Raw genomic sequence first — 25,234 nt, forward strand, 5'->3', positions numbered from 1 at the left:
GGCTACACCGATCCGACCCTGAACGACACGACCGCCCGCACCAACACCGGCTACATCGGCGGCCACCTCTACGGCACCGAAAGCGCGGGCCGGCTGGCGCCGTACGCCCTGGCCGCCCAGCACAACAAGCCGGTCTGGATGACCGAATGGAACCTGCACGAGGCCGACGGCAGCGGCTCCGCCATCTGGGGCAACCCCAGCAACCAAGCGGTCTGGGACGAAACCCTCGACGACATCACGCGCACGGTGCACAGATCGATGGAAGCCAACTGGAACGCCTACATCTGGTGGTACGGCAAGAGGTTCTACTCCTTCATCGGCGACGGCGAGGCGGCCTACGGCACCACCGCCGGGGCACCACTGAAGCGCGGGTACGCGTTCTCGCAGTACGCCAAGTACGTCCGCCCCGGCTACCAGCGGGTCGCCCTGACCAAGAGTGCCAAGGCCTCGCCGCTGGAGGTGACCGCCTACCAGGGTGGCGGGAAGATCACCCTGGTCATCCTCAACCGGTCGGCCGGCGCGGTCACCAATGCCGTGCTCCAGGCGCCGCAGAACGTCACGAAGGCGGAGTACTACCTCACGTCACAGAACGCCAACGCGGCCAGCCAGCCGACCAGTGTCAACGGTGGGCAGGTCACCGTCAGCGTGCCCGCGCGCAGCATCTCCACGGTCGTGTTCACCCTCTGAGGGACCTCGCCGAGCTCGTCACATGCTGCCCGGCGCCTGCGGCCGACGGGCAGCGCCCGCGGTCATGCGGGCGCTGCGGCGGAGCCGGGCACCAGCCGGCCGGCCGTGCCGACGCCGCTCCAGCGCCGCACCTCGGCCGCCAGGTCGAGCCGGCCGATCGGGGCGGCGTGCTCGTCCTCGCCCCACTCCGCGCGCGGCAACATCCACATGATCTCGAACTCGTTGCCGTCCGGATCGGCGCCGTAGACGCTCTTGGTGGCGCCGTGGTTCGACTCGCCGGTGAGCGCGCCCGCCTCGGCTAGCGTCTTGCGGGCCTGTTCGAGCTCGTCGATCGTGTCGACCTGCCAGGCGAGGTGGTAGAGCCCGATGTCGCCGCGATGCCGGGGCGCCGCGGCCGGGCCGACGCCGAACAGGCCCAGGTCGTGGTGGTTGCCCGAGCGTGGCAGGCGCAGGAAGGCCGCGTTCCCGCGCGGCTCACGCGCGGCGACCTCCATGCCGAAGACCTCGGTGTAGAAGCGTTCGGCGCGCGGCAGATCGGCGACGAACAGGACCGCGTGGTTGAGCCGGACCGGGCCGATGCTCATGCCACTACGGCGAATCCGCCGGTCCAGGAGATCTTCTCGCCGGCAGCCAGGCTGATCTGCAGAAAACCGAGCGCCTCCAGCTCGCGGGCCCGGTTGAGGCCACCGGCGTCCACGGCGCGCAGGCCGGCCGCGCCGACCACGCCGGCGAGCAGCGCCTTGGCGTCCGCGTCGTCGCCGGCCAGCAGCACGGTGGTCGGCTGTCCGCCCACGTCGCCGGCCACCAGCGAGCTCGCGAAGTTCGTGTTGAACGCCTTGACGACCTGCGAATCGGGCAGCGCGGCGGCGATCTCGGCGGCGGCGGAGCCGTCGGCCGCGACGGCCAGGCCGTCGAACGTCTCGAAGTTCACCGGGTTGGTGACGTCGACGACAACCTTGCCCGCCAGCTGCGCACCGCGCTGGGCGATGACCGTCGCGACCGACGCATACGGCACGGCGAGCACCACGACGTCGCCGGTGACCGCCGTGCCGGTGTCGGAGCTGTTCAGCAGCTCGACGGTGTTGCCGCCCTTGGCGGCCAGGCCGGAGATGGCCTGCCCCATGTTGCCGGTGCCGATGATGCTGATGTGCGCCATGGTGACCTCCTGAATTAGTTGTAGCTACAACATAGCCCCGAGCCAGAGGTTGTAGCAACAACTAATTTGCTGACATACTGTGAGCGTGGACACGCGATGGCTCAGCCCGGAACAGCTGGCGGCCTGGATACGGCTGACCGCCGTGCTGGAGCTACTGCCAGCTGCCCTGGACAGCCAGCTGCGGCGCGACGCCCAGCTGACCCACTTCGACTACTACGTGCTCGCGATGCTCTCCGAGGCGCCCGACCGCACGCTGCGCATGACGACGCTCGCCGGATACACCACCGCCACCCTCGCTCGCCTCTCCCACGTGGTGCAGCGCCTCGAGGGCCGCGGCCTGCTGGAGCGCTTCCCCTGCCCACAGGACCGGCGCGCCACCAACGCCCGGCTCACCGAGGCCGGCTGGCAGAAGATACGCGAAAGTGCTCCCGGCCACCTGACGGCCGTCCGCGACAACGTCATCGACGCGCTCACCCCCGAGCAGGTCACCCAGCTCGGCGAGATCACCGACGCCATCCTGCACCGGCTCGACCCCGACGGCGCCCGGGCGGCGCTCTACCAGCGGTACGACCCGCCGCGAAGCTAACGCCGCCGATACCCACCCGGGGCAACTGGCCCTGGTGACGTCCTGGCCCGGCCGGACAGATTCGATCTCACATTCGTTGATCACGATGAGCGGGCCGCGCCTGGGCCGACATGATCAACAACATCCGGCAGCGGGCCACGGGCGGTGGCCCGCGAGGGCATCCTGCGAACCAACCCCGACGCCACCGGAAACGTCACCGTGAACGTCGGCTCGGCCACCACGGTGTCAGCGTTGACGATCACCCTCGGCATCGGCCCTGGTGATCGTCACCTGTGACGAAAGTACGTCAGGCATCGGCCCGATGTGCTTACGGTAGAGGGCGGGCGCCGTGACAAAGCCCAGTGCCGTCCGAAGTCCAGTGCCGTCCGAAGTCCCGGAGCGCAGAATGCACGCGGAAGTTGTCCTCGCACTCGACGTCCACCTCGCCGAGTTGCGGGGTCTGCGTCATCAGCTCACCGACGCGCGCGCGATCGAGCCGGGCGAGCGCCTCGACGTCGTCCTGCGGATCGCCGCCAGCGCGGAACGCCTCGCGCACACCGTCTACGCCCACCGCACGACCACTTCCGTAACAGCCTCGCGGTAGCCGCGCGCGAGGCGTTCGTCAGTTCTTGTTCTTGCGCTTGACCGCGGCACGGTCGCTCGCCACGATGAGGCCGAGCAACTCCTTGCCCAGCCCCGCCGGGGCGCGGACCCGACCGCCGCCGGTCGAGATCGCCTGCGGGCAGGTCGCGTCGCCCAGCACCACGATGACGCCGTCGATGGCGATGCCGACCCGGCCGGGAGTCCGCAGGATGCATTCCTCACCGGCGGGCACGGGGTCGCGCAGCTCGGCGAGGGATGCCCGGATCCGGTTCAGCGTCTCGGCGTCCGTCGCGGTGACCATGGGGCCCCGGTATTCGCTGGTGGCGCTGGTGATGCGGTCGGGCAACGCCAGGCCGCCGGCAGGCGGGGCCGGCGGGCCGGCGGGCCAGGTGACGCGCTTGAGCAGCTCCTTGCGAGCGTTGTCGTCCCCCGAGATGAAGACTCCCGTCGCGTCTTCCTGGTCGAAGGCCCGGTATCTCCACCCCGACGGTTTGATGTCCTGCTCGACCTGGAGCAGCCGCCCGTCCTTGACCACCAGCTGCCGCGGGTTGACCGCCTGCCCCCAATTGTGCCGAACGAGGGCCAGCCACGGCTGACCTTCCGACTCGCATCTGAAGGGGGTGCTCCCGGGCGCCTGAGTCAGCGGCGACGAGTTGTACCACCCCTCGGCGAGGTAGACCGTGCGCGGCTCGGCGACGCAGACGTCGATCGTCGTGACCCTGCTCGTCCGCCAGCCCTGCGGGACGACGACCGACAGGCCACCGAAGCTCACCGTGGTGCCGGAAACCTCGTCGGACCGGTCCGGGGCCGCCATGACGAGAGGCACGGCCACAACGACCGCCACCACCGCGGCGGCGACCGACCCGGCAGCCGCCCACACCCGCCGGCGCCGCACGCTACGCCGCCCCAGACTGACCATCCGCGCAGCGGGATCGACCTCGGACGGCGTCACCGAGGCCGCCGCACGCTCCAGCAGCTCGCTCACTCCGGTGGAATTCACGAGATCTCCTTCGAGGAATCGACGAACAGACCGCCGGCCCGCAACGCCGCCAACGCACGCGACGTACGACTCTTGACCGTTCCCACCGCCACACCCAGCGACTGCGCCACCTCAACCTCGGTAGCGTCGGCCCAGAACCGCAACACCAGCACCACCCGCTGATCAGCCGGTAACCGACGCAGAGCAGCGAACACCTGCACACTCAAATCCGACTGATCCGCGAACCCACCACCCGGCGCATCCGGCACCACCTCCGCCGGCACCTCACCCCGCCAGCGCCGACGCCGAGCCCGCATCGCCGCACGAACCATCACCCGCCGCACGTACGCCTCCGGCCGCCCCTCCGGCACAGCCAACCGATGCCACGATCGATACGCCGCGATCAGACCCTCCTGGGCCAGGTCCTCACCCAACCGGCCGTCACCGGTCAGCAACGCACCCAAGCGAACGATCTCGCGATACCGGCTGGCCACGAACTCCTCGTAACCGGCGAGTTCCACGCTGCGAAGCAAGCCCATACCCCATTAAGGGCCCTGGACCCGCCCGATGGTTCCCCCGGTCCTGCCACCGGCCCTACCCACCGCCAGGAACGCCGCCACTACCCACCGCCAGGAACACCGCCACTACCCGGCGACGGGAGCGCCGGGACACCGAGCCGTGGCGCGGGCGGCTCGGTGAGGAAGCGGAACAGCAGCCAGGCCAGGCCGGGAAAAGCGATCAGCGGCATCAGGGCCGTCCGGAGCGACGTGGCGTCCGCCAGCGCGCCGATCAGCGGGCTCGCCAGGCCCCCGACGCTGACCGTCAGGCCCAGCGTGATTCCGCTGGCCGTCCCGACCCGGCTGGGCAGGTAGTCCTGGCCGAGCGTGACCTGCAGCGAGAACGGGATGTAGAGGCCCGCCGAGGTCAGCGCCACGAACACATAGAAGACCGGCCCGGGCACGACGACGACCCCGGCGGTGGCCACGAGAGCGAGCAGGTAGGACCAGCGCACCACGGTGACGCGGCCCCGGCGGTCGGCCAGCCGGCCGCCGGCCACGGTGCCGACCGCACCGCCCAGGTAGAGCAGGAACAGCGCGACGGCGCCGGCCGAAGGGCCCCCGCCGGTGCGTTCCTGGGCGTAGAGCGCCACGAAGGTGCCCAGTCCGATGAACACGATCGAGCGGCAGATGACGGCCAGCGACAGGATGGCGAACGACCGGGGGTCGTCGATGCCTGCCCGGGTCGCGGAGCCGGTGCCGGGCGTGGCCCGCAGCGCGCGCAGCAGGGGAAGGCACAGCGCCGCTCCGGCCAGGGCGGGGACAATGAGCACCGGCGTCAGTCGCAGGCCGCCGCCGGCGACCACCGCGGTGACCATGAGCGGCGCGGACGCGAATCCGAGATTCCCGCCGAGGGAGAACCAGCCCATCGCGGCGTGGCTGCCCGCGCTGGCCTGGCGGGCGAGGCGGGCGGACTCGGGATGGTAGGCGGCGACGCCGATGCCGGCGATGGCCGCGAAAACCAGGGTCGACCCGTACGAGCCGCTGACACCGCTGAGTCCGATGCCGACACCGGACAGGACGGTGCTCGCCGGCAACAGCCAGGGAAGCGCCCACCGATCGGTGATGGCGCCGAAGAACGGCTGCGCCACCGAGGAGAGCAACGAGGCCGCCAGCACCAGGCCCGAGGCGGCGGCGTAGGTGTACTCCCGTTCGGCTATGAAGAACGGCACCAGTGCCGTGACGGCGCCCTGGTAGACGTCCACACAAGCGTGCCCCATCGACAATAGAAGTATCGACCTGTTTCTCCGCATTCAACAATCGTCGCGGGAACTCATGGTGTCGCGCTTCCGATAAACTGCCATTCAATGCTTGAAACTCGCCACGTCGCCATCGCCCCGACCCGGGCCCAGTCGCTGCCCGCCCGGGCCGCCATCGACGCTCACCGGCACGACGACCATCAGATCGTCTACGCGGGCCGCGGCGTGCTCACCGTGAGCACGGACGAGGGCTCGTGGGTGGTGCCCGCCACCCGGGCGATCTGGATCCCGGCCGGCACGGTCCACGCCCACCAGGCGCACGGCGACTGCGAGCTGCATCTGGTCGGCCTGTCCCCGGCCGACAACCCGCTGGGGCTCGACCGGCCCACCGTGCTCGGCGTGGGGTCGCTGCTGCGTGAGCTGATCCTCGCCTACACCCGGCCGCCGCACGACGACGGCCCGGCACGCGAGCGGCTGCGCGCGGTCCTGCTCGATCAGCTGTGCACCTCACCGCACCAGCCGCTGCATCTGCCGACCCCCGCCGACCCCCGGCTGGGCGCGGTCTGCGCCATCCTGCGGGCAAACCCCGCGGACGGGCGTACGCTCGTCGCGCTCGGCCGGGAGGTGGGTGCCAGCAACCGCACTCTGACCCGGCTGTGCCAATCAGACCTCGGCATGACCTTCCCGCAGTGGCGCACCCAGCTCCGGTTGCACCACGCACTGCTGCTGCTCGCCGGCCATGCCCCGGTCACCACGGTCGCGAGGCAATGCGGGTGGGCGTCGGCCAGCGCCTTCATCGACGTGTTCCGGCAGGCCTTCGGGCACACCCCCGGTGCGCACCTGCGCTGACCGGGAAAGGGCTGGCCGTCGGGACGCGTACCCCGGCCGGGCTGCCCGGCCGGGGTGCGCGTGTGCGGCTACAGGCTGCCGAGGAGTTGCTTCATGGCGTCGATCTCGGCCTGCTGACTGGTGCCGATCTGCTGGGCGAGGGCCTTGGCGTCCGCGCTGGCGCCGCCGGAGGTCTCCTCCTTGGCCATCTCGATGGCGCCCTCGTGGTGCGCGATCATCATCCGCAGGAATTCCTTGTCGAACTCCGTGCCGGACATGGCTGCCAGCTTCTTCATGTCGTCATCGGACATCACGCCCGGCATGGTGCCGTGACCCATGTCCATGCCGGCGGGCGAGGCCGGCTGGCCCCAGGACCGCAACCAGCCGGTCATGGTGGCGATCTCCGGGCTCTGCGCCGCCTTGATCTGTGCCGAGAGCTTCTTGACCTCGGCACTGCCGGCCCGGCTCGCGGCCAGGTCCGCCATGGCCACGGCCTGCTGGTGGTGCACAATCATGTGCCCGGCGAAGGCGGCATCCGCCTCGTTGGACACCGCCGCCGCGCTGCTGCCCGGCGCGGCGCCGGCAGCCGCGCCCATGTCGGGCATGCCGCCGTGGTCGCCGGAGGAGCCGCCGCAGGCACCGAGCGCGAGGCCGGCGACCAGGGCGGTGCCGGCGACAGCGGCCCGGCGCACGAGGGTACGAGTCATCACAAAAGAGCCTTTCGGGGTCGGTAAGAATCGCGTACGGGAACCGGAACGTGCCCGGATCCCCTACGTCCGCAGCACCGACACCGTGGCGAGCGTGAGACCGAACGGCAGAACGGGTGGAGCGCGAGGCGCCCGGCGGCAGGGACCGCGGGCCGTCCGCAGTGGATGCCGGCCGGTCACGGCGCCCAGCAGGAGCGCGGCCAGCAGCACCGCGACGGCGAGCGCACCGAGCACCGCCACGCACAAACCCCAGCCGCTCATCCCGCTGCTGCCGATGGGCTGCGTCGCCGTGTGGTCACACTCGCAGCCGTCGGACGCCGTGTCGCCCACTGTGAGGGCCATGCCCACAGCGGCGGCCCGCGGCTCGTCATGGTGAGCGGCGTGGCCGCCGCCACCATGGCCGATGGTGTGCATCGCCGCCAGGCCGAACAGTGTGCACGCGAGCAGGACCAGCCGGGCTATCCGCCCACTGACCGCCACACCGCCGAGCACGCGCCCACGGTAGTCGGTCATACCGACAATTACGCGCCGGGCCGCCACTCGGTTCACCTGACACAGGTCGCGCGCGCGGCGCCCCCACGTCCAGCGTTCCGAGCGGCCGGCCCGCCGGCTCAGCCGGCCAGGGCCGGACGGACGGCGAAGGTCATGTCCTTGCGGGCCAGCTCGGAGCCGTCGAAGACGTCGGCGTAGAGCTTGTAGCCGCGATGGCGCAGATACCGGTCGGGGTGGCCGTACGCCTGCAAGGACGTGAACTGGCCGGTCAGGCCCGGCCGGGCGCAGAAGGTGGCGTCCGGGGCGAACTGCGCGGTGCCGTCCGAGCGCCGCAGGTAGACGGTGAAGGCCTGCTGTCGCAGGTAGTAGCCCGGGAAGTTGACGGCCTCGAACGAGACGCAGGCGGGATCGGCCAAACCGGCGCGGACCCGGAACGACGAGTCGGCCCGGTCGAGGGCGGAGCTGGCCGCGGAGACGGCGCTGAGCTTGCCGGCGTAGTTCTGGTGCCGGGCCCGGAACCCGAGGAAGTTCACCGCCTCCAGCCCGATCGTGGTTTCCGGAGTCAGCGGCACGGTGCCGGGCTCGCTGGTGCCGCCGGTCTCGGCGGGGGTCTCCTGGCCGGCCTCGTAGACCGTCACCGTTCCGGGCGTGCCGTCGCGGCGCAGCGTGATGATCTGCGACGGCGTGGGCACTCCGGCCGTGTCCACCCCCTGCAACAGGTACGAGCCCGGCGGCAGGGCATTGCGGTCCGCCGGCAGCGTGACGCGCACGCTGTCGCCCTGCTGGGCCACGGTCAGCGGCACCTGCCGCTGGTCGGTGTTGTAGGAGTGGGTGACCCGGCTGAGGCTGGTCAGCGAGGCCGAGGCGAGCTGCCGGGCGTCGCTCATGCCCAGGGTCAGGGTGCGGCCGTAGCCGACCGTGCCGCTCATCGTGCGGATCTCTGGCCGCGACGCCCACCGGACCACTCCGTCGGCGTCCCGGCTGAACAGGTGCGCGGGGTAGTAGATCTCGGAGTTGAAGTTGTTCTCCGGTCCGGGCAGGCCGCCGCCGGAGGTGAGCACCGAACCGCTGGGCAGCCGCAGCGACACCGAGTGGTAGGTCCGGATGCGCTGGGCGGTCGCCCCGGCGCGCCACTGCTGGGTGACGGGATTCCACACCTCGGACTGGTACGCGGAGTTCGCCGCTCCGCCCTGGGTGCCGACCCGGGTGCCGCCGTTGGCGAACACCTCGCCGTTGGCGAGCATGGTGAGGTTCAGCCAGTTGCGGGCCAGCCGCATCGGTGCCACCGACCGGACCACGGGCGTGGCGGGCGTGACGTCCACGACGGTCGCCGCGTTCGTCGCCACCTCGGCGGTCTCGTTGAACCGCTGGCCGCCGCCGGCGAAGAGCAGCTTGCCGGGTGCGTAGGAGACCGAGGAGCCGGAGGCACCGATCGGGTTCGGGATGGTGCCCAGCGAGCGGACCGAGCCGGTCCCGGTGGGGTCCAGCTTCCACATCTGGTTGTACGAGACGCCGAAGACCTGCCCGTCCGGCGCGATGGAGGCCCGGGGATACCACCACCGGTTGTCCTCGGCCCCGAACGCGACGGTGCTGGTGGCGCCGGTCAGCCTGGTCCACGCGCCGGTGCCGGTGCCGATCTCCGGGGTGGTGGCCACCTTGGTGTTGTCGGCCGGGGTCCGGTAGGCGCCGGTGTTGTAGTAGTCCGCGCCACCCAGCACGAGCACGCGGTCGTCGGGCAACCGCAGCACCGAGGCGTACCACCGCTGCTGGGTGAGCTGGGCGCCCATCGTCTGCGCGCCGCTGGCGGGTTCGTAGACCATGCTGGCGGTCGTGGAGTTGCCGCCGACCATCAGCACCCGGCCGTCCGGCAGGAATTCCAGGGCGTTGCAGAAGCTGTCGTAGTCGTGCATCGACGCGAACTGCCGATGGCTAGCGGCACCGGTGCCGGCGGCCGGGTTCCAGTCGTCGTAGACGACGCCGCCCTGCCGGGCCGCGTTCACCGGTGAGCCGTAGCTGGCCACCCGGCCGCTCGGCAGCAGGGCCGCGTGGATCGCCACCAGCGGCCAGGCCACCTGGGGCGCGTACATGCCGGTCACGTCCGCGTCCGCGCTGGGTGCCAGCGTGCCGAGGAACGGGTCGGCCGGCTGGGCCAGCGCGACGGGGGTGCCGCCGGTGACCGTCGGCCCGGGCGCGGCCAGGCCCGGACCGGGCAGTGCCACCGCGCCGACGCCCAGCACGAGCGCGACGAGGGCCGACTCCGCTATCAGATGAGCGCGGGCTACCGGGGAGCGAAAAGAAATCATTGAACTCTTTCCATGACGGCGGGGGGGTACCCGAACTGCGCCACCCGGTACCCGATTCGAGGTCTCCATGGTCGGCTCCGGGACCGCTTAACCGGTCAACCGACCGGCCAGTTCCGCGACGCCTACCAGGCCGTCCTCGGGCTTGTTCCAGCAGCCGCCATCCCCGAGAACGGTGAACATGCCGACCACACGGTGGGTAATCAAGCGGGCGAGACTATCCGCGATATGCGCGCTATATCCGGGTCAAACCCTCAAGCCCATCACGTACGGTCACAGTGTTGCTGGAGTGATCCGGCGCGCCGAGCCTCCCCGGCGTGCCGGATGACCGTGACACGCGATCATGGTGGGCGTGGTGGAGACGCTGGCGATCCTGGCCGCCGGGTTCTGGGCGGGAATGATCAACGTGGTAGTCGGTTCGGGAACGCTGGTGACGTTTCCGACGCTGCTGCTGTTCGGATACCCGCCACTGGTGGCGAACGTGTCCAACAACATCGGCCTGGTCGGCGGCGGCATCAGCGGCACGGTCGGCTACCGGCACGAGCTCAGCGGTCGCCGCCGCGAGCTGCGCGGCATGCTGCCGGCGGCGTTGCTCGGCGGTATCACCGGCGCGTTGTTGCTGCTGATCCTGCCGGACGACGCGTTCCGCACGATCGTCCCCGTGCTGATCGCGGTCGGCCTGTGCATGGTCGTGTGGGGTCCGGCCCTGCAGCGGCGCGCCACTCGCGGGCGGGACGCCACCGCGGACTCCGGCCGCCTGGCGACGCTGACCCGGCCGCGGCTCGCGACCGTCATCGCCGGCATCTATCTGCTCGGCATCTACGGCGGGTACTTCGGCGCCGCCCAGGGCGTGCTGATCGTCGGCCTGCTCAGCCTGCTGACGTCCGAGGGCATCCAGTCGATCACCGGGCTGAAGAATCTGCTCACCACGGCGGTGAACGCGATCGCCGCCGTCACCTTCCTGCTCGTCTCCCCCGGGTCGGTCGACTGGACGGTGGTGGCGCTGATCGCGGTCGGCGCGACAGTGGGCGGCGTCGTCGGCGCCCGGTTCGGCCGCCGGTTGCCGCCCCTGCTGATGCGGGCGCTGATCGTCGTTGTCGGGGTCGCGGCGATCGTCCGCATGCTGATCTTCGGATGACGGCCTCGCACCCCGGCGGGGCGGCCCCGGCGACATCGCCGCCGGGGCCGCCCGTCCTCGATGACCGTCAGGGAGCCGGTTCGATCCAGACGTTGCGGTACTGCACCTTGTTGCCGTGGTCCTGCAGGCGGATGGCGCCGGTGGCCGGGCCCTCCGGGATGTTGCCGCCGGTGCCGCCGGGGATCGCCACGTTGTCGTGCACCTTCCGGCCGTTCCAGACCAGGGTCACGCGGGCGTTCTCGGTCTTGGCGCCGGCCGCGTCGTAGCGGGCCGCGCGGAACGTGATGTCGTAGCTCTGCCACGTCTCCGGCGCGGTGGACGCGTTCACGTCCGGGGCCTTGTGCAGGTAGATCGAGCCCGCCTCGTTGTTGTCGAGCGTCGGGTCCCCGTACGAGTCAAGGATCTGGATCTCGTATCTCTCCTGCTGGTAGACGCCGCTGTTGCCACGGTTCTGCCCGGTCACCTCCGGGGGCAGCAACGGAACCTTGAACTCGACATGCAGCTTGTAGTCCCGGAAGGCCTCCTTGGTGCGCAGGTCACCGCAGCACACCTCGGTCGCGCCACCGGCGACCGCGGGCCATTGCGGGCGCCGCCCGTCGGTGTGTTGCCAGTTGTCCAGGCCGTGCCCGTCGAAGAGGGCTATCCGCGCCCCCGGCCTGCGCACGCTGATCAGGTCGAGGTTGACGTGCCCGGTGTCGGTGGCGTCGACCCGGAACTGGATCGCGTTCACCCCCTTGCGGAGCGGCAGCGTCTCCGTGGCAGTGGCCCACTCGTCCCAGCTGACCGTGGACGGCAGCGCGATCTGGCGGATCTTGCGCCCGTTGACGTGGACGCTCACCGTCTTGGTGCCGCTGAACGGGTTGGGACCGTTGGAGTAGCGCAGCCCCACCGCGTGGTCGCCGGCCTTGTCCACCGTGACGTGCATGGTGGTCGAGGCGTTCAGCGCGCCGAAGCCGGCCGTGAAGCCGATGCCGGAGAAGCCGCGGTGGTCGGTGGCGAGCGTGGCACCGCCCTCCCGGTTGCCCTCCTCGGCCTCGTAGTAGATCTGCTGCGCCTGCTGGCCGGGGACCTCGTTCATGGTGTACCAGGCCTCGGTGCTCCACAGTGCCTCGCCGTCCCGGGCGCTGAACGGGCGCGGCGAGCGCAGGTGCACCACGCGGTCGCGGCGCAGCCCGGCCACGGACAGCGTGACGGTCTTGCGGTCGCCGGAGACCTTGGCGGCGGTCACCGCCAGCGTCTCCTGGTCCACCTCGGGCCCGCCGTACTGCGCGGTTGGCACGTAGCGCCACTGCTCCACCCGGTATGCGGTGGGCAAGGCCGCGACGGTCGCGTCGGACAACGGCTTGGTGTACTCGATCTTGAAGCCGGTGCCGGTGGCCTTCATGGTCCTCATGTCGAAGACGTCGGTGCCGTTCGGGGTGAGCTTCTGCAGGCCGTGGTGAAGCTTGCCCTCCTGGCCCCAGTTGCCCTCGGCGCCGAGCCCGCCGAGATAGATCGCGCCGTCCGGGCCGATCGACACCTCGTTGACGCCGGCCTCCAGGCCCTGGGTGTGCCGGAAGACCGCGCCCTGCTCCTGGCCGTGCACCGTTTCCAGGTACGCCCGCTGCAGCCCGCCGTAGGTGACGTCGCCGATCAGCAGCTGCCCCCGGTACGGGCCCGTCTTGAGCAGCACCGGGGTGCTGGGCGAGTTGGCGATCTGGTTCTGCGGCAGCCACAGCACCGGCCGGGTCACCGGTTCGGCGTCGAACGGGCCGTCCGGGTTGGTGTAGTGGTTGTAGAACGCGCCCTTTTCGATCTTGAGGAGCTTGGACGACGGGAGCCAGCCGCCCTGGTTGTCGGTGACGTACAGGTCGCCGCCGGGGCCCCAGCCGATCCCGTTCGGGGTACGCAGGCCGCCCGCGACCGTGGTGACCTTGCCCGAGCGCCGGTTGACCACGATGCTCGTGCCGCGGCCGCCGACCGGCTGCGGGTCGGTGGTCGCGCCGCCGAGATTGATCGACACCGACAGGTTCAGATAGAAGTTGCCGTCCTTGTAGAGCAGGCCGAACGCGAACTCGTGGAAGTTGCCGCCGAACGGCCAGACGGCGACCGTGCGCCGCGCGTCGAGCACCTCGTCGCCGTTCGTGTCGCGCAGCTCCGTCAGCTCGTGCTTCTGCGACACGTAGACCATGCCGTCGACCACGGCGACGCCCATCGGTTCCTTGAGGCCGTCGGCGAGCTTGCGGTAGGTGACACCCGCCGGACCGGTCTTGCCGGTCACGTTCGCCACCAGATACACCTCGCCGGCCAGCTTGTCCGAGCCGCCCCAGGTGCTGATCACCATCTTGCCGTCGGGCCGCCAGGCGATGCCGGTGACCTGCGGCTCGAAGCCCGGCGGGCGGAGGTTGGTGAGGTCGTAGCCGGGGTGCACGGCGGTCAGCGGCAGCCCGTCGCCCGGCGTGTCGGTGCCGGCTGTGCACTCCTTGCGCCCCGGCGCGGTCACCCGGACCACTCCGGCGTCGGTGCTCAGCGCGCTGGTCGGCACCACCGCGAAGTCGCCCGCGCCCGGCGGCCGCCAGGCGAGCGTGAGCTGCTGACCGCCGCCACGCTCGAAGTGCTCGACCCGCAGCGGGTGCACCCCCGCGGCCAGGGTGATCGTGCCGTCCTTGGGCTCGGCGCCGTGCAGTCCGTCGTGGTCGACCACGAGCGTGTCGCCGATCCACAGCTTCGAGCCGTCGTCGCTGGTCAGCCGGAAGAGATAGCTGCCGCCGGCGGGCACGGTGAGGTTGGCCAGCGCGTGCGTGACGAAGTCGTCCGCCAGGCCGAACTGCTCGTCGGTCGACCAGTCCACTGTGGGCATCAGTTTGTCCACGTTGGGCGTCTGGCCCGGCTTGAGGTCGCAGATGCGGTTGAGGGGCAGCCCGATGTCGTACGTCCGAAGGGTTACGCCTGGCTCCTGGGGCGGCAGGTCGGCGGCGTGCGCGGGTGCGGAGGTGAAGGTTCCGATGAGTAAGGCGGCCACTAGCCAACGTTTCATGGGCGCTCCCCGGTTACCAGCATGATTCAGAGGTGTGAATAGCTTGGTCGACTTTCGATCCCGCGTCCATATCTTTCGATGGTTATCTTCTAACTTTCTTTCCCGGAGACAAAAGTCCCCAAGATCTGACACTCCGCCTGTCCGTTGATAAACAGCACCCCGCCGCGGCGGCCGGGATGCTCGGCGGTAGGAGGTGGGTCCATGGCGGTTCATGACCGGGATCGGGCAGTGGTGCTGGGTGGCAGCGTGGCCGGTCTGCTCGCCGCGATCGTGCTGGCCGACAGCTACCGCAGCGTCGTCGTGGTCGAGCGCGACACCCTGCCGTCGCACCCGGACCACCGTCGCGGCGTGCCGCACGGGCGGCACGTGCACGGCTTCCTGCCGTCGGGCCTGCGCCTGGTGGAGGAGTTGCTGCCCGGCTTCACCGCCGGTGCGGTCGCGCGGGGCGCGCTGCTGGGCGACATCCTGGGCAACGTCCGCTGGTATCTCAACGGGTCACTGCTACGCCAGGCCGTGACCGGGCTGACGGCGCTGTCGGCCAGCCGGCCGCTGATCGAGACGGGGATCCGCGACGCGGTCCGGCGCCGGGCCAACGTCACCATCCTGGACGGCCACGACATCGTCGGGATCGGCACGACACCGGACCGCCGCCGGGTCATCAGCGCGCGGGTCACCGGCAGCCGCGGCGAGGGTTCCCGGGTGCTGCCGGCCGACCTGGTGGTCGACTGCAGCGGCCGGGCGTCCCGAGCGCCACGCTGGCTGGCCGACCTGGGCTACGCCCCGCCCGACGAGGACGTCGTGGGCATCGACCTGAGCTACGCCACCCGGGTGTTCGCCATGCCGGCCGGAACGTTCGGCGACGACCTGTTCGTGGCCACCACCCGCTTCCCGGGCCAGCGCCGCAGCGGGATCGCGCAGCGCCTGGAGGGCGGCCGCGCCATGGTGACCCTCGCCGGCGTGCTGGGCGAACGCCCACCCGCCGACCTGGAGTCCTTCACGGCGTACGCGCGCACGCTGGCGGTGCCTGACACGTACGAGATCGTGCGGGCCGGCACGCCGCTCGGCGGTCCCGACACGTTCCGCTGCCCGACGTACGTGCGGCGCCGCTTCGAACAGCTCGCCGACTTCCCCACCGGCTTCCTGGTCCTGGGCGACGCCGTGTGCGCCTTCAACCCGGTGTACGGCCAGGGGATGACGGTCGCCGCGGCCACGGCGACGGCGCTGCGTGATCACCTGCGGGCGCCGGCCGGCCCGGACCCGCTGTCGTTCTTCGCCGCCCAGTCGAGGCTGCTCGACGCGCCGTGGGCGCTCGCCGCGGGCGCCGACCTGGCGCTGCCCGGCGTCACCGGGCCGGCGCTGCCGCCGTCACCGCTCACCAGCGACTACCTCGCCCGGCTGCAGCAGGCCGCGGTGCACGACGCCGACCTGGCGACCGCCTTCATCCGGGTGACATCGCTGGTCGACCCGCCCGCCGCGCTGCTGTCCGAGGAGGTCCGCGCCCGGACCGGTTCGCCGACGGTCAGTTCACCACTGTCGGGTCGCTGATCGCCGCGCGGCAGGCCTACCTGACCGTGGTCGAGCGGGCGGTGGCCGGCTGAGGCCAAACCCGACCGACGCCGCACACCGAAGTCGGTGGTATTTGGCTAGGCTCTGCGCATGGCAGCGGACCGGGTCGCCCGGCACCTGGCCGCGGGCTTCGCCGTCGTGGCTTCGAGCTACGTCGTGGCCGGCCTCGCCGCGTGGGCCGTGGTCGCCGCCCGCCCGAGCCAGCATCCGCTGCTGCTCACGTTCTACGCCGACCTCGTCGCCACCGTCGTGGTGTTCGCCGCGAGCATGGTCGTCGCCAACGCGAGCCTCTACGATCCCTATTGGAGCGTCGCACCGGCCGTGGTCGTCGTCGCGTGGGTGCTCTGGCGGACCGGCGCCGACCCCGCCCTGCTCACCGGCCGCCAGACGGCCGTGGTCCTGCTCGTGCTCGCCTGGGCGATCCGGCTGACCGCCAACTGGGCGTCGTCGTGGCACGGCCTGCACCACGAGGATTGGCGCTACGTGCAGCTGCGCGAGGAACGCCCGCGCCTGGTGCCGTGGTGGCTGGTCAATCTCGCCGGCATCCAGCTCATGCCCACGTTGGTGGTCTTCGCCGGCCTGCTCCCGGTCTGGCCCGCCGTGACGGAGACCGGAAGGCCCTGGGGCCTCGCGGACGTCGCCGCGATTGTCGTCACGGGCGCCGCTATCGCCATCGAGACCGTCGCGGATCGGCAACTGCGCCGGTTCGCGCGCGATCCCGCCAACCGGGGCAAGATCCTCGATCGAGGGCTGTGGCGCTATTCGCGTCACCCCAACTACCTCGGCGAAATCGGTTTCTGGTGGGGAATGTGGCTGTTCGGCTTGGCCGCCGCCCCGTCCTGGTGGTGGACGGTCCTCGGCCCGATCATCATGGTCCTGCTCTTCACGTTCGTCAGCGTGCCCATGCTGGACCGCAGATCCCTGACCCGCCGGCCGTCCTACGCCGACCACATGCGTCGCGTCCCAGCCCTCCTCCCCCGCCGGCCCCGCCGCACCTAGCGGCCCCGCTGGAGGCTGGTCAGCGTCGGCAGGGTTCGATACCGTTCCGGCGGGCGGGCCCGCCCGACCGCCGAGGAGAGGACTCCGGTCGTGGACGAACAGCGGTTCCGATTCGACGTTCTGGAGCGGCTGCGGGCCGAGCCGCGCACGTCGGTGGAGCTCGTCGAGGAGATCGCCGCCGCCCTGCAGCCGGTGGTCGGCCTCGCCTACCACGACAACGGGGACGGCGGGCCGGTGCCGCTCGGCGCGTCCAAGACCGGCGGTCTGCCGCACGTCGCTGCCGGGTTCGTGTGGCCGACCGAGGAGGACACCGACGAGCCGCTGGCGCTGGTCTGCCAGATCAACCTCGCCGAGGCCGCAGCGGCTGCCCCCGGCCGGCTGCCGGCGACCGGCATGCTCTACCTCTTCTCGATCGCCGACGGCGACCGGGCGTACGGATATGAGATCGACGACGAGACCACGGCGCTGGTGCACGACCCGGCGCCGGGTCCGCTGGCGGTCGCCGAGGCGCCCGCCGAACTCGCCGCACTCGACGCCATCCTGCCCGAGTGCGCGCTGCGGGTCGGCCCGTCGTTCGGGTGCCAGGATCCGCAGCCGGCGGACGGCAGACCCGAGGCGCAGAGGTTCGACTACGACGTGGAGCAGGCCATCGAGCGGGCCATCGAGGCCGCCGGTGGGGTCGCGGAGGGCGTGGGCCGCATGCTCGGTGACGCGAACCTCTTCCGTGCGGAGATGGCCGAGTGCTACGACCCGGCCCGGCAGGTCCTGCTGGTGAGCCTCGACGGATACAGCCTGGCCCGGGAAGCCTTCGGCGAGGGCCAGTTCCACGTGCTCGTGGATCGCGACGCCCTCGCCGCAGGCGACCTCGCCAAGGCCGAGATCCTCTTCGAACCGGGCACCTGACGCCACTGTCGGCGTATCGCGCAGTGGCACCGCGTCGATACCATCGCGGTGCGGAGTGATTCACGTCCGCCGGTGCCTCAGGCGCCAGTGGCGAGCACGCCAGCAGGGGGACCGGTGGATCGGCCAGAACTGCCGTTGCTGATCATCGGAGCGCTGGGCGCCCTCGTCTTCGGCCTGATGCTCGGCTGGCCGTTCGCCGTCCGGCTGTCCCGCTGGGCCCGCGACATCCACACCGATGGCACCCCCGGCCGGATCGACCTGATCGGCTCGATCGGGGTGGTCGTCACGTCGATCCCGGCCGACGGCTACGGCGAGGTCCAGGTCAGGGTCGCCGGTCAGCCCAGGAAGCTGCACGCCCTGGCGACGCGCCCGATCCCCTTGGGAACCGAGATCTTCGTGATCGAGGCACCCTCCGACACCAGCGTCCTGGTCGAGCCGATCAGACCCGGCCTGTAACCGCACAGCTCACCCGTTCGAAGCCGCCGACCCGACCGACAGAAGGATCCGACATGACCCTGCTCATCGTGACCGCCGGCGGAGTGCTGGTGGCCCTGCTGCTCATTCTGACCGTCCTCTCCCGGATCAAGGTCGCCGGGCCGAACGAGGCGTTCATCATCACCGGCCGCAAGGGCCGCATGATCACCAGCTCGGCCGGGATCCGCTCGACCGACCTGTCCGGCCAGAAGGTCGTCATGGGCGCCTCGGTCTTCGTGCTCCCGATCGTCCAACGTAAACAGTCGCTCGACCTGTCCAGCCGGCGGATCTCGGTCGACATCCAGGGCGCGGTCAGCAAGCTGGGCATCCGGGCCAATCTGCACGGCGTGGCGATCGTCAAGGTCGGCGGCACCGAGGACGCCGTCCGGGCCGCGGCCCAGCGTTTCCTGCACCAGCAGAAGGAGATCGAGCAGTTCACCCGCGAGGTGCTGGCCGGCTCGCTGCGGGCGATCGTCGGCCGGCTCACCATCGAGGAGATCATCGGCGACCGGGGCGCGTTCGCCAACGCGGTGGCCGAGGAGGCCGAGCACTCGATGACCAACCAGGGCCTGGTCCTGGACACCTTCCAGGTGCAGGACATCCTGACCGAGGGCACCTACCTGCAGGATCTCGGCCGCCCCGAGTCGGCCCGGGTGCTCAAGGACGCGGCCATCGCCGAGGCCCTGGCCCGGCAGAAGTCCGAGCAGGCGCGGCTGCTCGCCGAGGAGTCGGTCGCCGAGGCCGAGCGCAACCTCGAGCTGAAGCGGGCCGGGATCCGGGCCGAGGTGGACGCGGCCAAGGCCCGAGCGGCCTCGGCCGGCCCGATCGCCGAGGCGGAGCAAGCCCAGATGGTGCTCTCCGAGCAGCAGAAGGTGGCCGAGCGCAACGCCGAGCTCAAGCAGCGCCAGCTCGACACCGAGGTGCGCAAGCCGGCCGACGCGCAACGGTACCGGGTGGAACAGGAGGCCGAAGCGGCCCGCAGCGCCGCCGTGCTGGCCGCCGACGCCCAGCGGCAAGCCACCATCGCCGCCGCCCAGGCCGCGGCGGAGCAGGCGAGGCTGACCGGTGAGGGCGAGCGGAGCCACCGCGCCGCGGTGGCGGAGGCGGTCGAGCTGGAGGGCCATGCCGAGGCCGCCGCGATCCTGGCCCGCGGCCAGGCCGAGGCCGAGGCGATGCTGCGCAAGGCGGAGGCCTTCGCGCAGTACGGCGAGGCCGCGGTGCTCGACCTGGTGGTGCGGGTGATGCCGAAGGTGGTGGCCGCGGCGAGCCGCCCGATCGGCGAGATCGACAAGCTCACGGTCATCTCGACCGACGGCGCCACGGCGCTGACCCGGGCGGTGGCCGACAACGTGGCACAGGGCCTGCAGCTCGGGACCGACCTGACCGGGGTCAACCTGTCCAAACTGCTGACGAACCTGGGCAACTCGAAGCGCGAGAACGGCTCAGCCGACTGAACCCGTAGGGCAGCTCGCGGCGCGGGCAGCGATCAGGTAGCCGCTGCCTGCCCCGGCCCGGACGGATCAGGACGAAGTTGCCCTCGGCGATCACCTTGTGCACGGTGTCGTAGACCATGCTGATGCCCTGTTCGGCTCTCGGCCGGATAGGGCTTGAGCCTCAGAATCCGGTGAAGCCGGGTTGGCCGTGCGCGGTGAACAGCTTGACGGCGTCGTCGTAACCGGCGACGAGCAGGTGCGGTCCCGTCTCGGTCGGGTACGTCGCCAGGGTGCGCACCCAGCCGCACCGCGGGTGGTTGTCCAGGGCGCCCTCCCAGCCGACCCAGCCGCCCGCGCGCCCGGTCGCCGGGTCCCACAGCCACACACCGGGGAGGTCGCCGCCCGCCGCGAGCCACGGCTCCGGCCGGGATCGCACCTCGCGCAAGGCGTAGATCGTGCCTCCGCCGGACATCTCGATCGCCGCGGTATGCACGCTGTCCCGGGGTTTCATGGAGCGGACCAACTGGCCGCCCAGGGGGTCCCAGAGCCTGATGATGCCGTCGTCGCCCCCGGAGGCGACGAGCACCTGTCCGCCGACCGTCACCGGGCACACCGCGTGGATCCAGCCGTCGTGACCGGTGAGGGCGAACTTCAGCGTCCCGCCGGCGATGTCCCAGATCCGAACGACCGCGTCGAGCCCCACCGTCGCGAGCAGGTCCACGCCGCCGGCGCGGAACAGGCACATCCCCTGCACCTGCCCGGCCGACTCGCCCATGACGTGGACACCCTCGCCGGTGGCCGGGTCCAGGAGGAGGACGACCCCGTCGTGACCGGCCGTCACGAGCAGGTCGTCGCCTGCCGCCGTGCCGAACCGGTCGTCACTCGGCCGGTATGCGCAGAGCTGGGTGATCCGCTCGGTCGGGTGCCCGGTGTACCGGGTGACCTCGCGACGGGCGACGGGGTCCCACAGCCAGATGGTGTGGTCCACCCCCGCGGACGCGACGATCGTCCGCCCGCGCAGCCGCACCGGGCACACGGCCAGGGCCGGGCCCTTGCTCCGGCCCACCTTGCGGGCCCGGCCGGCGTCCGGATTCCACACTTCGACGTGGCCGCTGTCCCGGCCCGCGACCGCGAGTGTCGCGCCGCCGGAGGCGACCCCGCACACCGACCAGTACTTCGGAAACAACGAAGCCATCAGCACATTCTGGCCGACCATCGACGTCCGTGAAAGCCTTGCCGGCCGTGGGCCGTGGGCCGGCGACGACGAGCTGTTCGACGCCGGTCTTGGTGAGCCCGAGGCCGGCCCGGACAGCGTCGTCGGACTCGAGGACGAACCGCTCCCGGGCGGCCTGCTTGGTGACGCCGTCAACCGCAGGCTGACGATCAGGATGCCGGGATGATCCGGCGGGTCTCGTAGGCCCACATCGCGATCTCCACCCGGTTGCGGGCGCCCAGCTTGGCCATCAGGCTCGCCAGGTGGGTCTTCACCGTGCTCAGGCTGATGTGCAGGGTGTCGGCGATCTCGGTGTTGGTCATCCCGCGTGCCACGGCGAGCAGCACCTCGTCCTCGCGGGCGGTGACCGGGCTGATCGGCTGGACGGCGGGCCGGCCGGCCGGGATGTCCGCGAACGTCTGCAGCAGGCGCACCGTGATGCTCGGGGCGATGAGCGCGTCGCCGGCCGCAGCCGACCGCACGGCCTGGACCAGCAGGTCCGGCCCGGCGTCCTTGAGCAGGAAGCCGCGAGCCCCGGCACGCAGGGCGCCGTAGACGTATTCGTCAAGATCGAACGTGGTGATCACGACGACGACCATCGGATCGGCTACGCCCGGACCGGCGAGCAGCCGGGTGGCCTCCAGCCCGTCCAGCTCGGGCATCCGGATGTCGAACAGGCAGACGTCCGGCCGCAGGTCGCGAGCGAGGCGGACGGCCTCGCGCCCGTCGGGCGCCTCGCCGACCACCTCGATGTCGGCTTGGGCGTCCAGCATGACCCGCAGGCCGGTACGGATGACAGGCTGATCGTCAGCGACGACTACGCGAATGGACACTCCTGCCTGCCCTTCCCCTCGGCAACTCGGCCGCCACCTGCCAGCCCCGGTCGGCGCCGGGACCGGCGCGCAGCTCCCCGCCGAGCAGGGCGACCCGCTCGTGCAGCCCGGCCAAACCGTATCCCTCCCGGCCGCGGCCGGCCCGGGCACCGTCGTCCTGGACGGTTATCCGTACCCGTTGCGGTTCTCCGGTGACCCGGATGACGACCTCGGTCGCGTCGACGGCGTGCCGCATCGCATTGGTCACCGACTCCTGCACGATGCGGTAGACCGCCGCGTCCACGGCCGGCGACAACTCGTCCAGCTCGCCGTCGAGGCCCAGGTCGACGTGGAGGTGACCGGCCGGGGAACGCGTCAGGCGCCGCAGGTCGCCGACGCCGGCCTGCGGGGCGAGGTCGGCGCCGCTGTGGCGCAGCGCGGCGACCATGGCACGCATCTCCTCCAGGGTGCGGGCGCCCTCCTCCTCCACCCCTTCCAGCGCTTCGACCGCGGCGGCCGGGTTCGCGCCGGCGAGGACCCGGCCGGCCTGGGCGCGGATCACCATGGCGGAGACGTGGTGGGCGACCGTGTCGTGCAGCTCCCGGGCGATGCGCTCGCGCTCAAGAGAACGCGCCTGCTCCAGCTGCCGCTCGCGGGAGGCCCCCCAGAACCGCACGGACGCCCCGATCGCCGCGGGCATCATAAGGAACACGAAGCCCCCGATCTGCTCACCGACCGGGGTGTCGTCGGTGATCACCGACAGCGCGAAGGTCGCCAGGATCACCACGCCGCCCAGGACGATCTCGCGTCCCGACCCCCACCGGAGCAGGGCATACACCAGGATCAGCACGACCAGGCCGCTGTACAGGCCGACCGGCTGCGGCGGGGCGGTGATCAGCGTGGCCAGCTGGAGCAGGATGGCCGCGCCGAAGCCGAGCGCGACCACCGCCAGCGGGCGGGTCCGCCGCCACAGGGTCAGCGCGACGAGCCAGCCGGCGAGCAGTGCGGCCACCGGCCGCCAGGCGACATCCGTACGCAGCGTGGCCTCCAGCACCACACCGCACATGCCCGCACCGAGCAGCACCCCGTCCCGCCACACCCGGGCCGGGGCGTCGGGCGGGCGTGGTTCGGTCCAGAAGGCTCGCAGGTCGTCTTTCAACACGGTCTCAGCCTAGGGACCGCACCGGATCGCACATCGGCCGAAAGAACGGGACGCCGCTCCCCCCGGGGACCGACGAATCCGCGGCTCACGGGCCGATGCCGGGGGAGGCGATCGCGACGAACCTCGTCATCGACGCCGACGACTTGGAGAATCAGATGCTTTCCCGAACCCTCGTTCGACTGGGCACGAGCGCCGCGCGCCGGCCCTGGCGGGTGATCGCCGCATGGCTGCTGGTCGCGACGATCGCGGTCGCCGCCGCGGTCGCCTTCGGCGGCAAGACAGCCGACTCGATGACCGCGCCGGGACTGGACTCCCAGCGCGCCGCGGAGCTCCTCGAGCGCGCGGGCACCGGCCAGGAGGGCATGACCGCCCAGGTGGTCGTCACCCCGATCAACGGCGGGGACACGTTCCTCGCCGACGGTGCCGCCCGTACCGGTCTGCAGCGGCTGCAGGCCGAGATCCGCGCCCTTCCCCACGTGCTGTCGACCAGCGATCCGGCGGGAGCGCTCGACCGGGGCCGGGACGCCGCCGCGGCCGGCGGCCCGATCTCGGCCGACGGACGGATCGCGGTGATCCGGGTGCAGTATCCCGAGCAGAGCCAGCTGTCGACCGCCGACCTCGACGCCCTCGTCGACCTCGGCGACCGGCTGCGCGGCGAACTGCCCCTGCGCATCGAGATGGGCGGGGACCTCTTCTTCGCCTTCTCCAGCCCCGCTGCCGGCGTCGGCGAGCTGGTCGGAATCCTCGCCGCCGCGGCGATCCTGTTCCTGGCGTTCGGCTCGTTCACCGCCGCCGCGTTGCCCATCGGCATGGCGCTCTTCGGGCTGACCGTCGGCGTTTCCACCATGACGGTGCTCGCGGCGGCGACCGAGATCCCGACCTTCGCGCCGGTGCTCGGCAGCATGGTCGGGCTCGGCGTCGGTATCGACTACGCGCTGTTCGTGCTCGCCCGGCACCGGGAGTATCTCGGCCGCGGGATCGAGCCGCACGAGGCGGCCGGGCGGGCGGTGGCCACTGCCGGACGGCCGGTGATCTTCGCCGGTGTCACCGTCGTCGTGTCGATCCTCGGCATGGCGGCCGCGAACGTGCCCTTCATGACGATGGGCGGCATCGCGGTCTCGATCGTCGTCACGGTCATGGTGGTCGCGTCGGTGACGCTGCTGCCGGCCTTCCTCGGCGTCGCCGGCGCGCGCCTGGCCCGGGTCAGCCGGTTCGCACGCCGGCGGACACCGGCGGCACGCGCCGTGCCGGTGGGCGGCTGGCAGCGCTGGATCGGGCACGTCAACCGGCACCCGGTGCCGTACGCGCTGGGCGCGGCCGGGCTGCTGATGCTCGCGGCGCTGCCCGTCCTCGGCCTGCGGGTCGGCCTGCCCGACGACGGTTCGCTGCCGGCGAGCCGCACCGAGCGCCGCGCGTACGATCTGGTCGCCGAGGGCTTCGGCCCGGGCACGAACGGCCCGCTCGTCATCGCCGTGGACTCCGCCGGCGATCCGGGTGTGGTCGACCGGCTCGCCGCGGCGGTCGCGGCGGATCCGGGCATCGCGTCGGTCGCGCCGGCCCAGGTCGACCGGGCCACCGGGATCGCGAGCCTGGTGGTGTTCCCGACGACCGGCCCCCAGCAACGGGCCACCGCCGACACCGTCACCCGGCTGCGCGCCGATGTGCTGCCCGGCGCGGTCGGGCCGGGGCAGGCGAGCGCCCACGTCGGCGGGGCCGCGGCCAGTTTGTCCGATGTGGGCAAGCGGACCAGTGAACGGCTGCCGCTGTTCATCGCCGCCGTGCTGGCGCTGTCGTTCCTCCTGTTGATGCTCGTCTTCCGGTCGGTGCTGGTGCCGCTGAAGGCGGTGCTGCTGAACATGCTGAGCATCGGTGCGACCTACGGCATCATGGTCGCGGTGTTCCAGTGGGGCTGGGGCGCGACGCTGATCGGGCTGGAGTCCACCGTGCCGATCGTGTCGTTCATCCCGATGTTCCTGTTCGCGATCCTGTTCGGACTGTCGATGGACTACGAGGTGTTCCTGCTGTCCCGGGTGCGCGAGGAATATCTGCGCAGCGGAGACAACGCCACCGCGATCGTGCGGGGCATCGCGAGCAGCGCCCGGGTCATCACCTCGGCCGCGCTCATCATGGTCGCGGTCTTCCTGTCCTTCGCCATCGCGAACGACCCGTCGACCAAGATGTTCGGCTTCGGCCTGGCCACCGCGATCTTCGTGGATGCCACGGTGGTGCGCATGGTGCTGGTCCCGGCGACCATGACGCTGCTGGGCCGGGCCAACTGGTGGCTGCCGAGCTGGCTGGACCGGGTGCTTCCGCGCGGCCCGGAGGACATCGACGCGGACGATGTCGACGCCGAGGCCGGCCGGGTCCTCGCAGCGGCGCGCTGAGCCGGGCCTTCTCACCGGAGAGCAGCCGGGGCTGCTGATATTTATCGATGTCACTGCGGTC

The 25,234-nt window shown here is 71.5% G+C and carries 22 protein-coding genes and 1 pseudogene; 11 read left to right on the top strand and 12 right to left on the bottom strand.

Annotated elements, in window-relative coordinates:
* Positions 1-687: pseudogene (locus DMB66_RS50575) on the top strand (glycoside hydrolase family 30 beta sandwich domain-containing protein); the annotation flags it as partial.
* 62 nt (positions 688-749) lie between these two features.
* On the opposite strand, the gene DMB66_RS50580 reads toward DMB66_RS50575, so the two are convergent.
* Entirely contained in the window at positions 750-1,271 is a 522-nt protein-coding gene (locus tag DMB66_RS50580) for a VOC family protein (protein WP_233625417.1), read from the bottom strand.
* Positions 1,268-1,843: an NADPH-dependent F420 reductase gene (locus tag DMB66_RS50585; RefSeq protein WP_125811251.1), complete on the bottom strand. Its 576-nt coding sequence runs from the start codon at positions 1,841-1,843 to the stop codon at positions 1,268-1,270. Before DMB66_RS50585 ends, DMB66_RS50580 begins: the two co-directional genes overlap by 4 nt.
* Before the next feature lie 85 nt (positions 1,844-1,928).
* On the opposite strand from DMB66_RS50585, the gene DMB66_RS50590 reads away from it, so the two are divergent.
* Both DMB66_RS50590 and DMB66_RS50595 read left to right on the top strand, forming a co-directional pair.
* Positions 1,929-2,429, top strand: a complete 501-nt coding sequence (locus DMB66_RS50590) for a MarR family winged helix-turn-helix transcriptional regulator (RefSeq protein WP_125811252.1) — start codon at positions 1,929-1,931, stop codon at positions 2,427-2,429.
* Positions 2,430-2,814: 385 nt separating this feature from the next.
* Positions 2,815-3,012 (top strand): hypothetical protein, encoded by a 198-nt coding sequence (locus DMB66_RS50595; RefSeq protein ID WP_125811253.1) that lies wholly within the window; start codon positions 2,815-2,817, stop codon positions 3,010-3,012.
* A gap of 18 nt (positions 3,013-3,030) precedes the next feature.
* Here DMB66_RS50595 and DMB66_RS50600 read toward each other — a convergent pair whose 3' ends face one another.
* The 3 genes from DMB66_RS50600 to DMB66_RS50610 form a co-directional block, all read right to left on the bottom strand.
* Positions 3,031-4,011 carry a hypothetical protein gene (locus DMB66_RS50600; RefSeq protein WP_125811254.1) on the bottom strand — a complete coding sequence of 327 codons (981 nt, stop codon included), beginning with the start codon at positions 4,009-4,011 and terminating at the stop codon, positions 3,031-3,033.
* Positions 4,008-4,511, bottom strand: coding sequence for a SigE family RNA polymerase sigma factor (locus DMB66_RS50605; protein WP_158647625.1), 504 nt, complete (start codon positions 4,509-4,511; stop codon positions 4,008-4,010). The genes DMB66_RS50600 and DMB66_RS50605 overlap by 4 nt, the downstream gene beginning before the upstream one ends.
* A gap of 98 nt (positions 4,512-4,609) precedes the next feature.
* On the bottom strand, positions 4,610-5,767 hold the full coding sequence (locus DMB66_RS50610) for an MFS transporter (RefSeq protein WP_199753115.1): 1,158 nt from the start codon (positions 5,765-5,767) through the stop codon (positions 4,610-4,612).
* Positions 5,768-5,854: 87 nt separating this feature from the next.
* On the opposite strand from DMB66_RS50610, the gene DMB66_RS50615 reads away from it, so the two are divergent.
* Positions 5,855-6,595, top strand: coding sequence for a helix-turn-helix domain-containing protein (locus DMB66_RS50615; protein ID WP_125811257.1), 741 nt, complete (start codon positions 5,855-5,857; stop codon positions 6,593-6,595).
* Between the two features lie 68 nt (positions 6,596-6,663).
* Here DMB66_RS50615 and DMB66_RS50620 read toward each other — a convergent pair whose 3' ends face one another.
* The 3 genes from DMB66_RS50620 to DMB66_RS50630 all read right to left on the bottom strand — a co-directional run bounded on the left by DMB66_RS50620 (position 6,664) and on the right by DMB66_RS50630 (position 10,076).
* Complete coding sequence (locus tag DMB66_RS50620; RefSeq protein WP_125811258.1) at positions 6,664-7,281, bottom strand: DUF305 domain-containing protein; 618 nt, start codon at positions 7,279-7,281, stop codon at positions 6,664-6,666.
* A gap of 63 nt (positions 7,282-7,344) precedes the next feature.
* Complete coding sequence (locus tag DMB66_RS50625) at positions 7,345-7,794, bottom strand: DUF6153 family protein (protein WP_125811259.1); 450 nt, start codon at positions 7,792-7,794, stop codon at positions 7,345-7,347.
* A gap of 98 nt (positions 7,795-7,892) precedes the next feature.
* Positions 7,893-10,076 carry an AbfB domain-containing protein gene (locus DMB66_RS50630; protein ID WP_125811260.1) on the bottom strand — a complete coding sequence of 728 codons (2,184 nt, stop codon included), beginning with the start codon at positions 10,074-10,076 and terminating at the stop codon, positions 7,893-7,895.
* A 340-nt stretch (positions 10,077-10,416) separates the two neighbouring features.
* Between DMB66_RS50630 and DMB66_RS50635 the strand changes: the two genes are divergently transcribed.
* Positions 10,417-11,211: a sulfite exporter TauE/SafE family protein gene (locus DMB66_RS50635; RefSeq protein WP_233625418.1), complete on the top strand. Its 795-nt coding sequence runs from the start codon at positions 10,417-10,419 to the stop codon at positions 11,209-11,211.
* Between the two features lie 67 nt (positions 11,212-11,278).
* Here the strand turns inward: DMB66_RS50635 and DMB66_RS50640 are convergent, their stop codons facing one another.
* Entirely contained in the window at positions 11,279-14,227 is a 2,949-nt protein-coding gene (locus DMB66_RS50640) for a family 16 glycoside hydrolase (protein ID WP_125811261.1), read from the bottom strand.
* Positions 14,228-14,428: 201 nt separating this feature from the next.
* On the opposite strand from DMB66_RS50640, the gene DMB66_RS50645 reads away from it, so the two are divergent.
* From DMB66_RS50645 to DMB66_RS50665, 5 genes are all read left to right on the top strand, one after another.
* Positions 14,429-15,772, top strand: a complete 1,344-nt coding sequence (locus tag DMB66_RS50645) for an NAD(P)/FAD-dependent oxidoreductase (RefSeq protein ID WP_125811262.1) — start codon at positions 14,429-14,431, stop codon at positions 15,770-15,772.
* A gap of 111 nt (positions 15,773-15,883) precedes the next feature.
* The gene (locus DMB66_RS50650; RefSeq protein WP_125811263.1) at positions 15,884-16,792 is read left to right on the top strand and encodes a DUF1295 domain-containing protein; all 909 of its coding nucleotides are present in this window, start codon (positions 15,884-15,886) and stop codon (positions 16,790-16,792) included.
* Positions 16,793-16,882: 90 nt separating this feature from the next.
* Positions 16,883-17,695 (top strand): DUF1963 domain-containing protein, encoded by an 813-nt coding sequence (locus tag DMB66_RS50655; RefSeq protein WP_158647626.1) that lies wholly within the window; start codon positions 16,883-16,885, stop codon positions 17,693-17,695.
* 114 nt (positions 17,696-17,809) lie between these two features.
* Positions 17,810-18,151, top strand: a complete 342-nt coding sequence (locus DMB66_RS50660) for a hypothetical protein (RefSeq protein WP_125811265.1) — start codon at positions 17,810-17,812, stop codon at positions 18,149-18,151.
* 53 nt (positions 18,152-18,204) lie between these two features.
* The gene (locus DMB66_RS50665; RefSeq protein WP_125811266.1) at positions 18,205-19,623 is read left to right on the top strand and encodes a flotillin family protein; all 1,419 of its coding nucleotides are present in this window, start codon (positions 18,205-18,207) and stop codon (positions 19,621-19,623) included.
* Between the two features lie 160 nt (positions 19,624-19,783).
* Here DMB66_RS50665 and DMB66_RS50670 read toward each other — a convergent pair whose 3' ends face one another.
* The 3 genes from DMB66_RS50670 to DMB66_RS50680 all read right to left on the bottom strand — a co-directional run bounded on the left by DMB66_RS50670 (position 19,784) and on the right by DMB66_RS50680 (position 22,789).
* The gene (locus tag DMB66_RS50670) at positions 19,784-20,797 is read right to left on the bottom strand and encodes a WD40 repeat domain-containing protein (protein ID WP_125811267.1); all 1,014 of its coding nucleotides are present in this window, start codon (positions 20,795-20,797) and stop codon (positions 19,784-19,786) included.
* A gap of 188 nt (positions 20,798-20,985) precedes the next feature.
* Positions 20,986-21,648 (bottom strand): response regulator transcription factor, encoded by a 663-nt coding sequence (locus DMB66_RS50675; RefSeq protein WP_125811268.1) that lies wholly within the window; start codon positions 21,646-21,648, stop codon positions 20,986-20,988.
* Positions 21,623-22,789, bottom strand: a complete 1,167-nt coding sequence (locus tag DMB66_RS50680; RefSeq protein ID WP_125811269.1) for a sensor histidine kinase — start codon at positions 22,787-22,789, stop codon at positions 21,623-21,625. The genes DMB66_RS50675 and DMB66_RS50680 overlap by 26 nt, the downstream gene beginning before the upstream one ends.
* Before the next feature lie 155 nt (positions 22,790-22,944).
* Between DMB66_RS50680 and DMB66_RS50685 the strand changes: the two genes are divergently transcribed.
* Complete coding sequence (locus DMB66_RS50685; RefSeq protein WP_125811270.1) at positions 22,945-25,173, top strand: MMPL family transporter; 2,229 nt, start codon at positions 22,945-22,947, stop codon at positions 25,171-25,173.
* Positions 25,174-25,234 lie beyond the last annotated feature (61 nt).

The organism is Actinoplanes sp. ATCC 53533 (assembly GCF_003947245.1).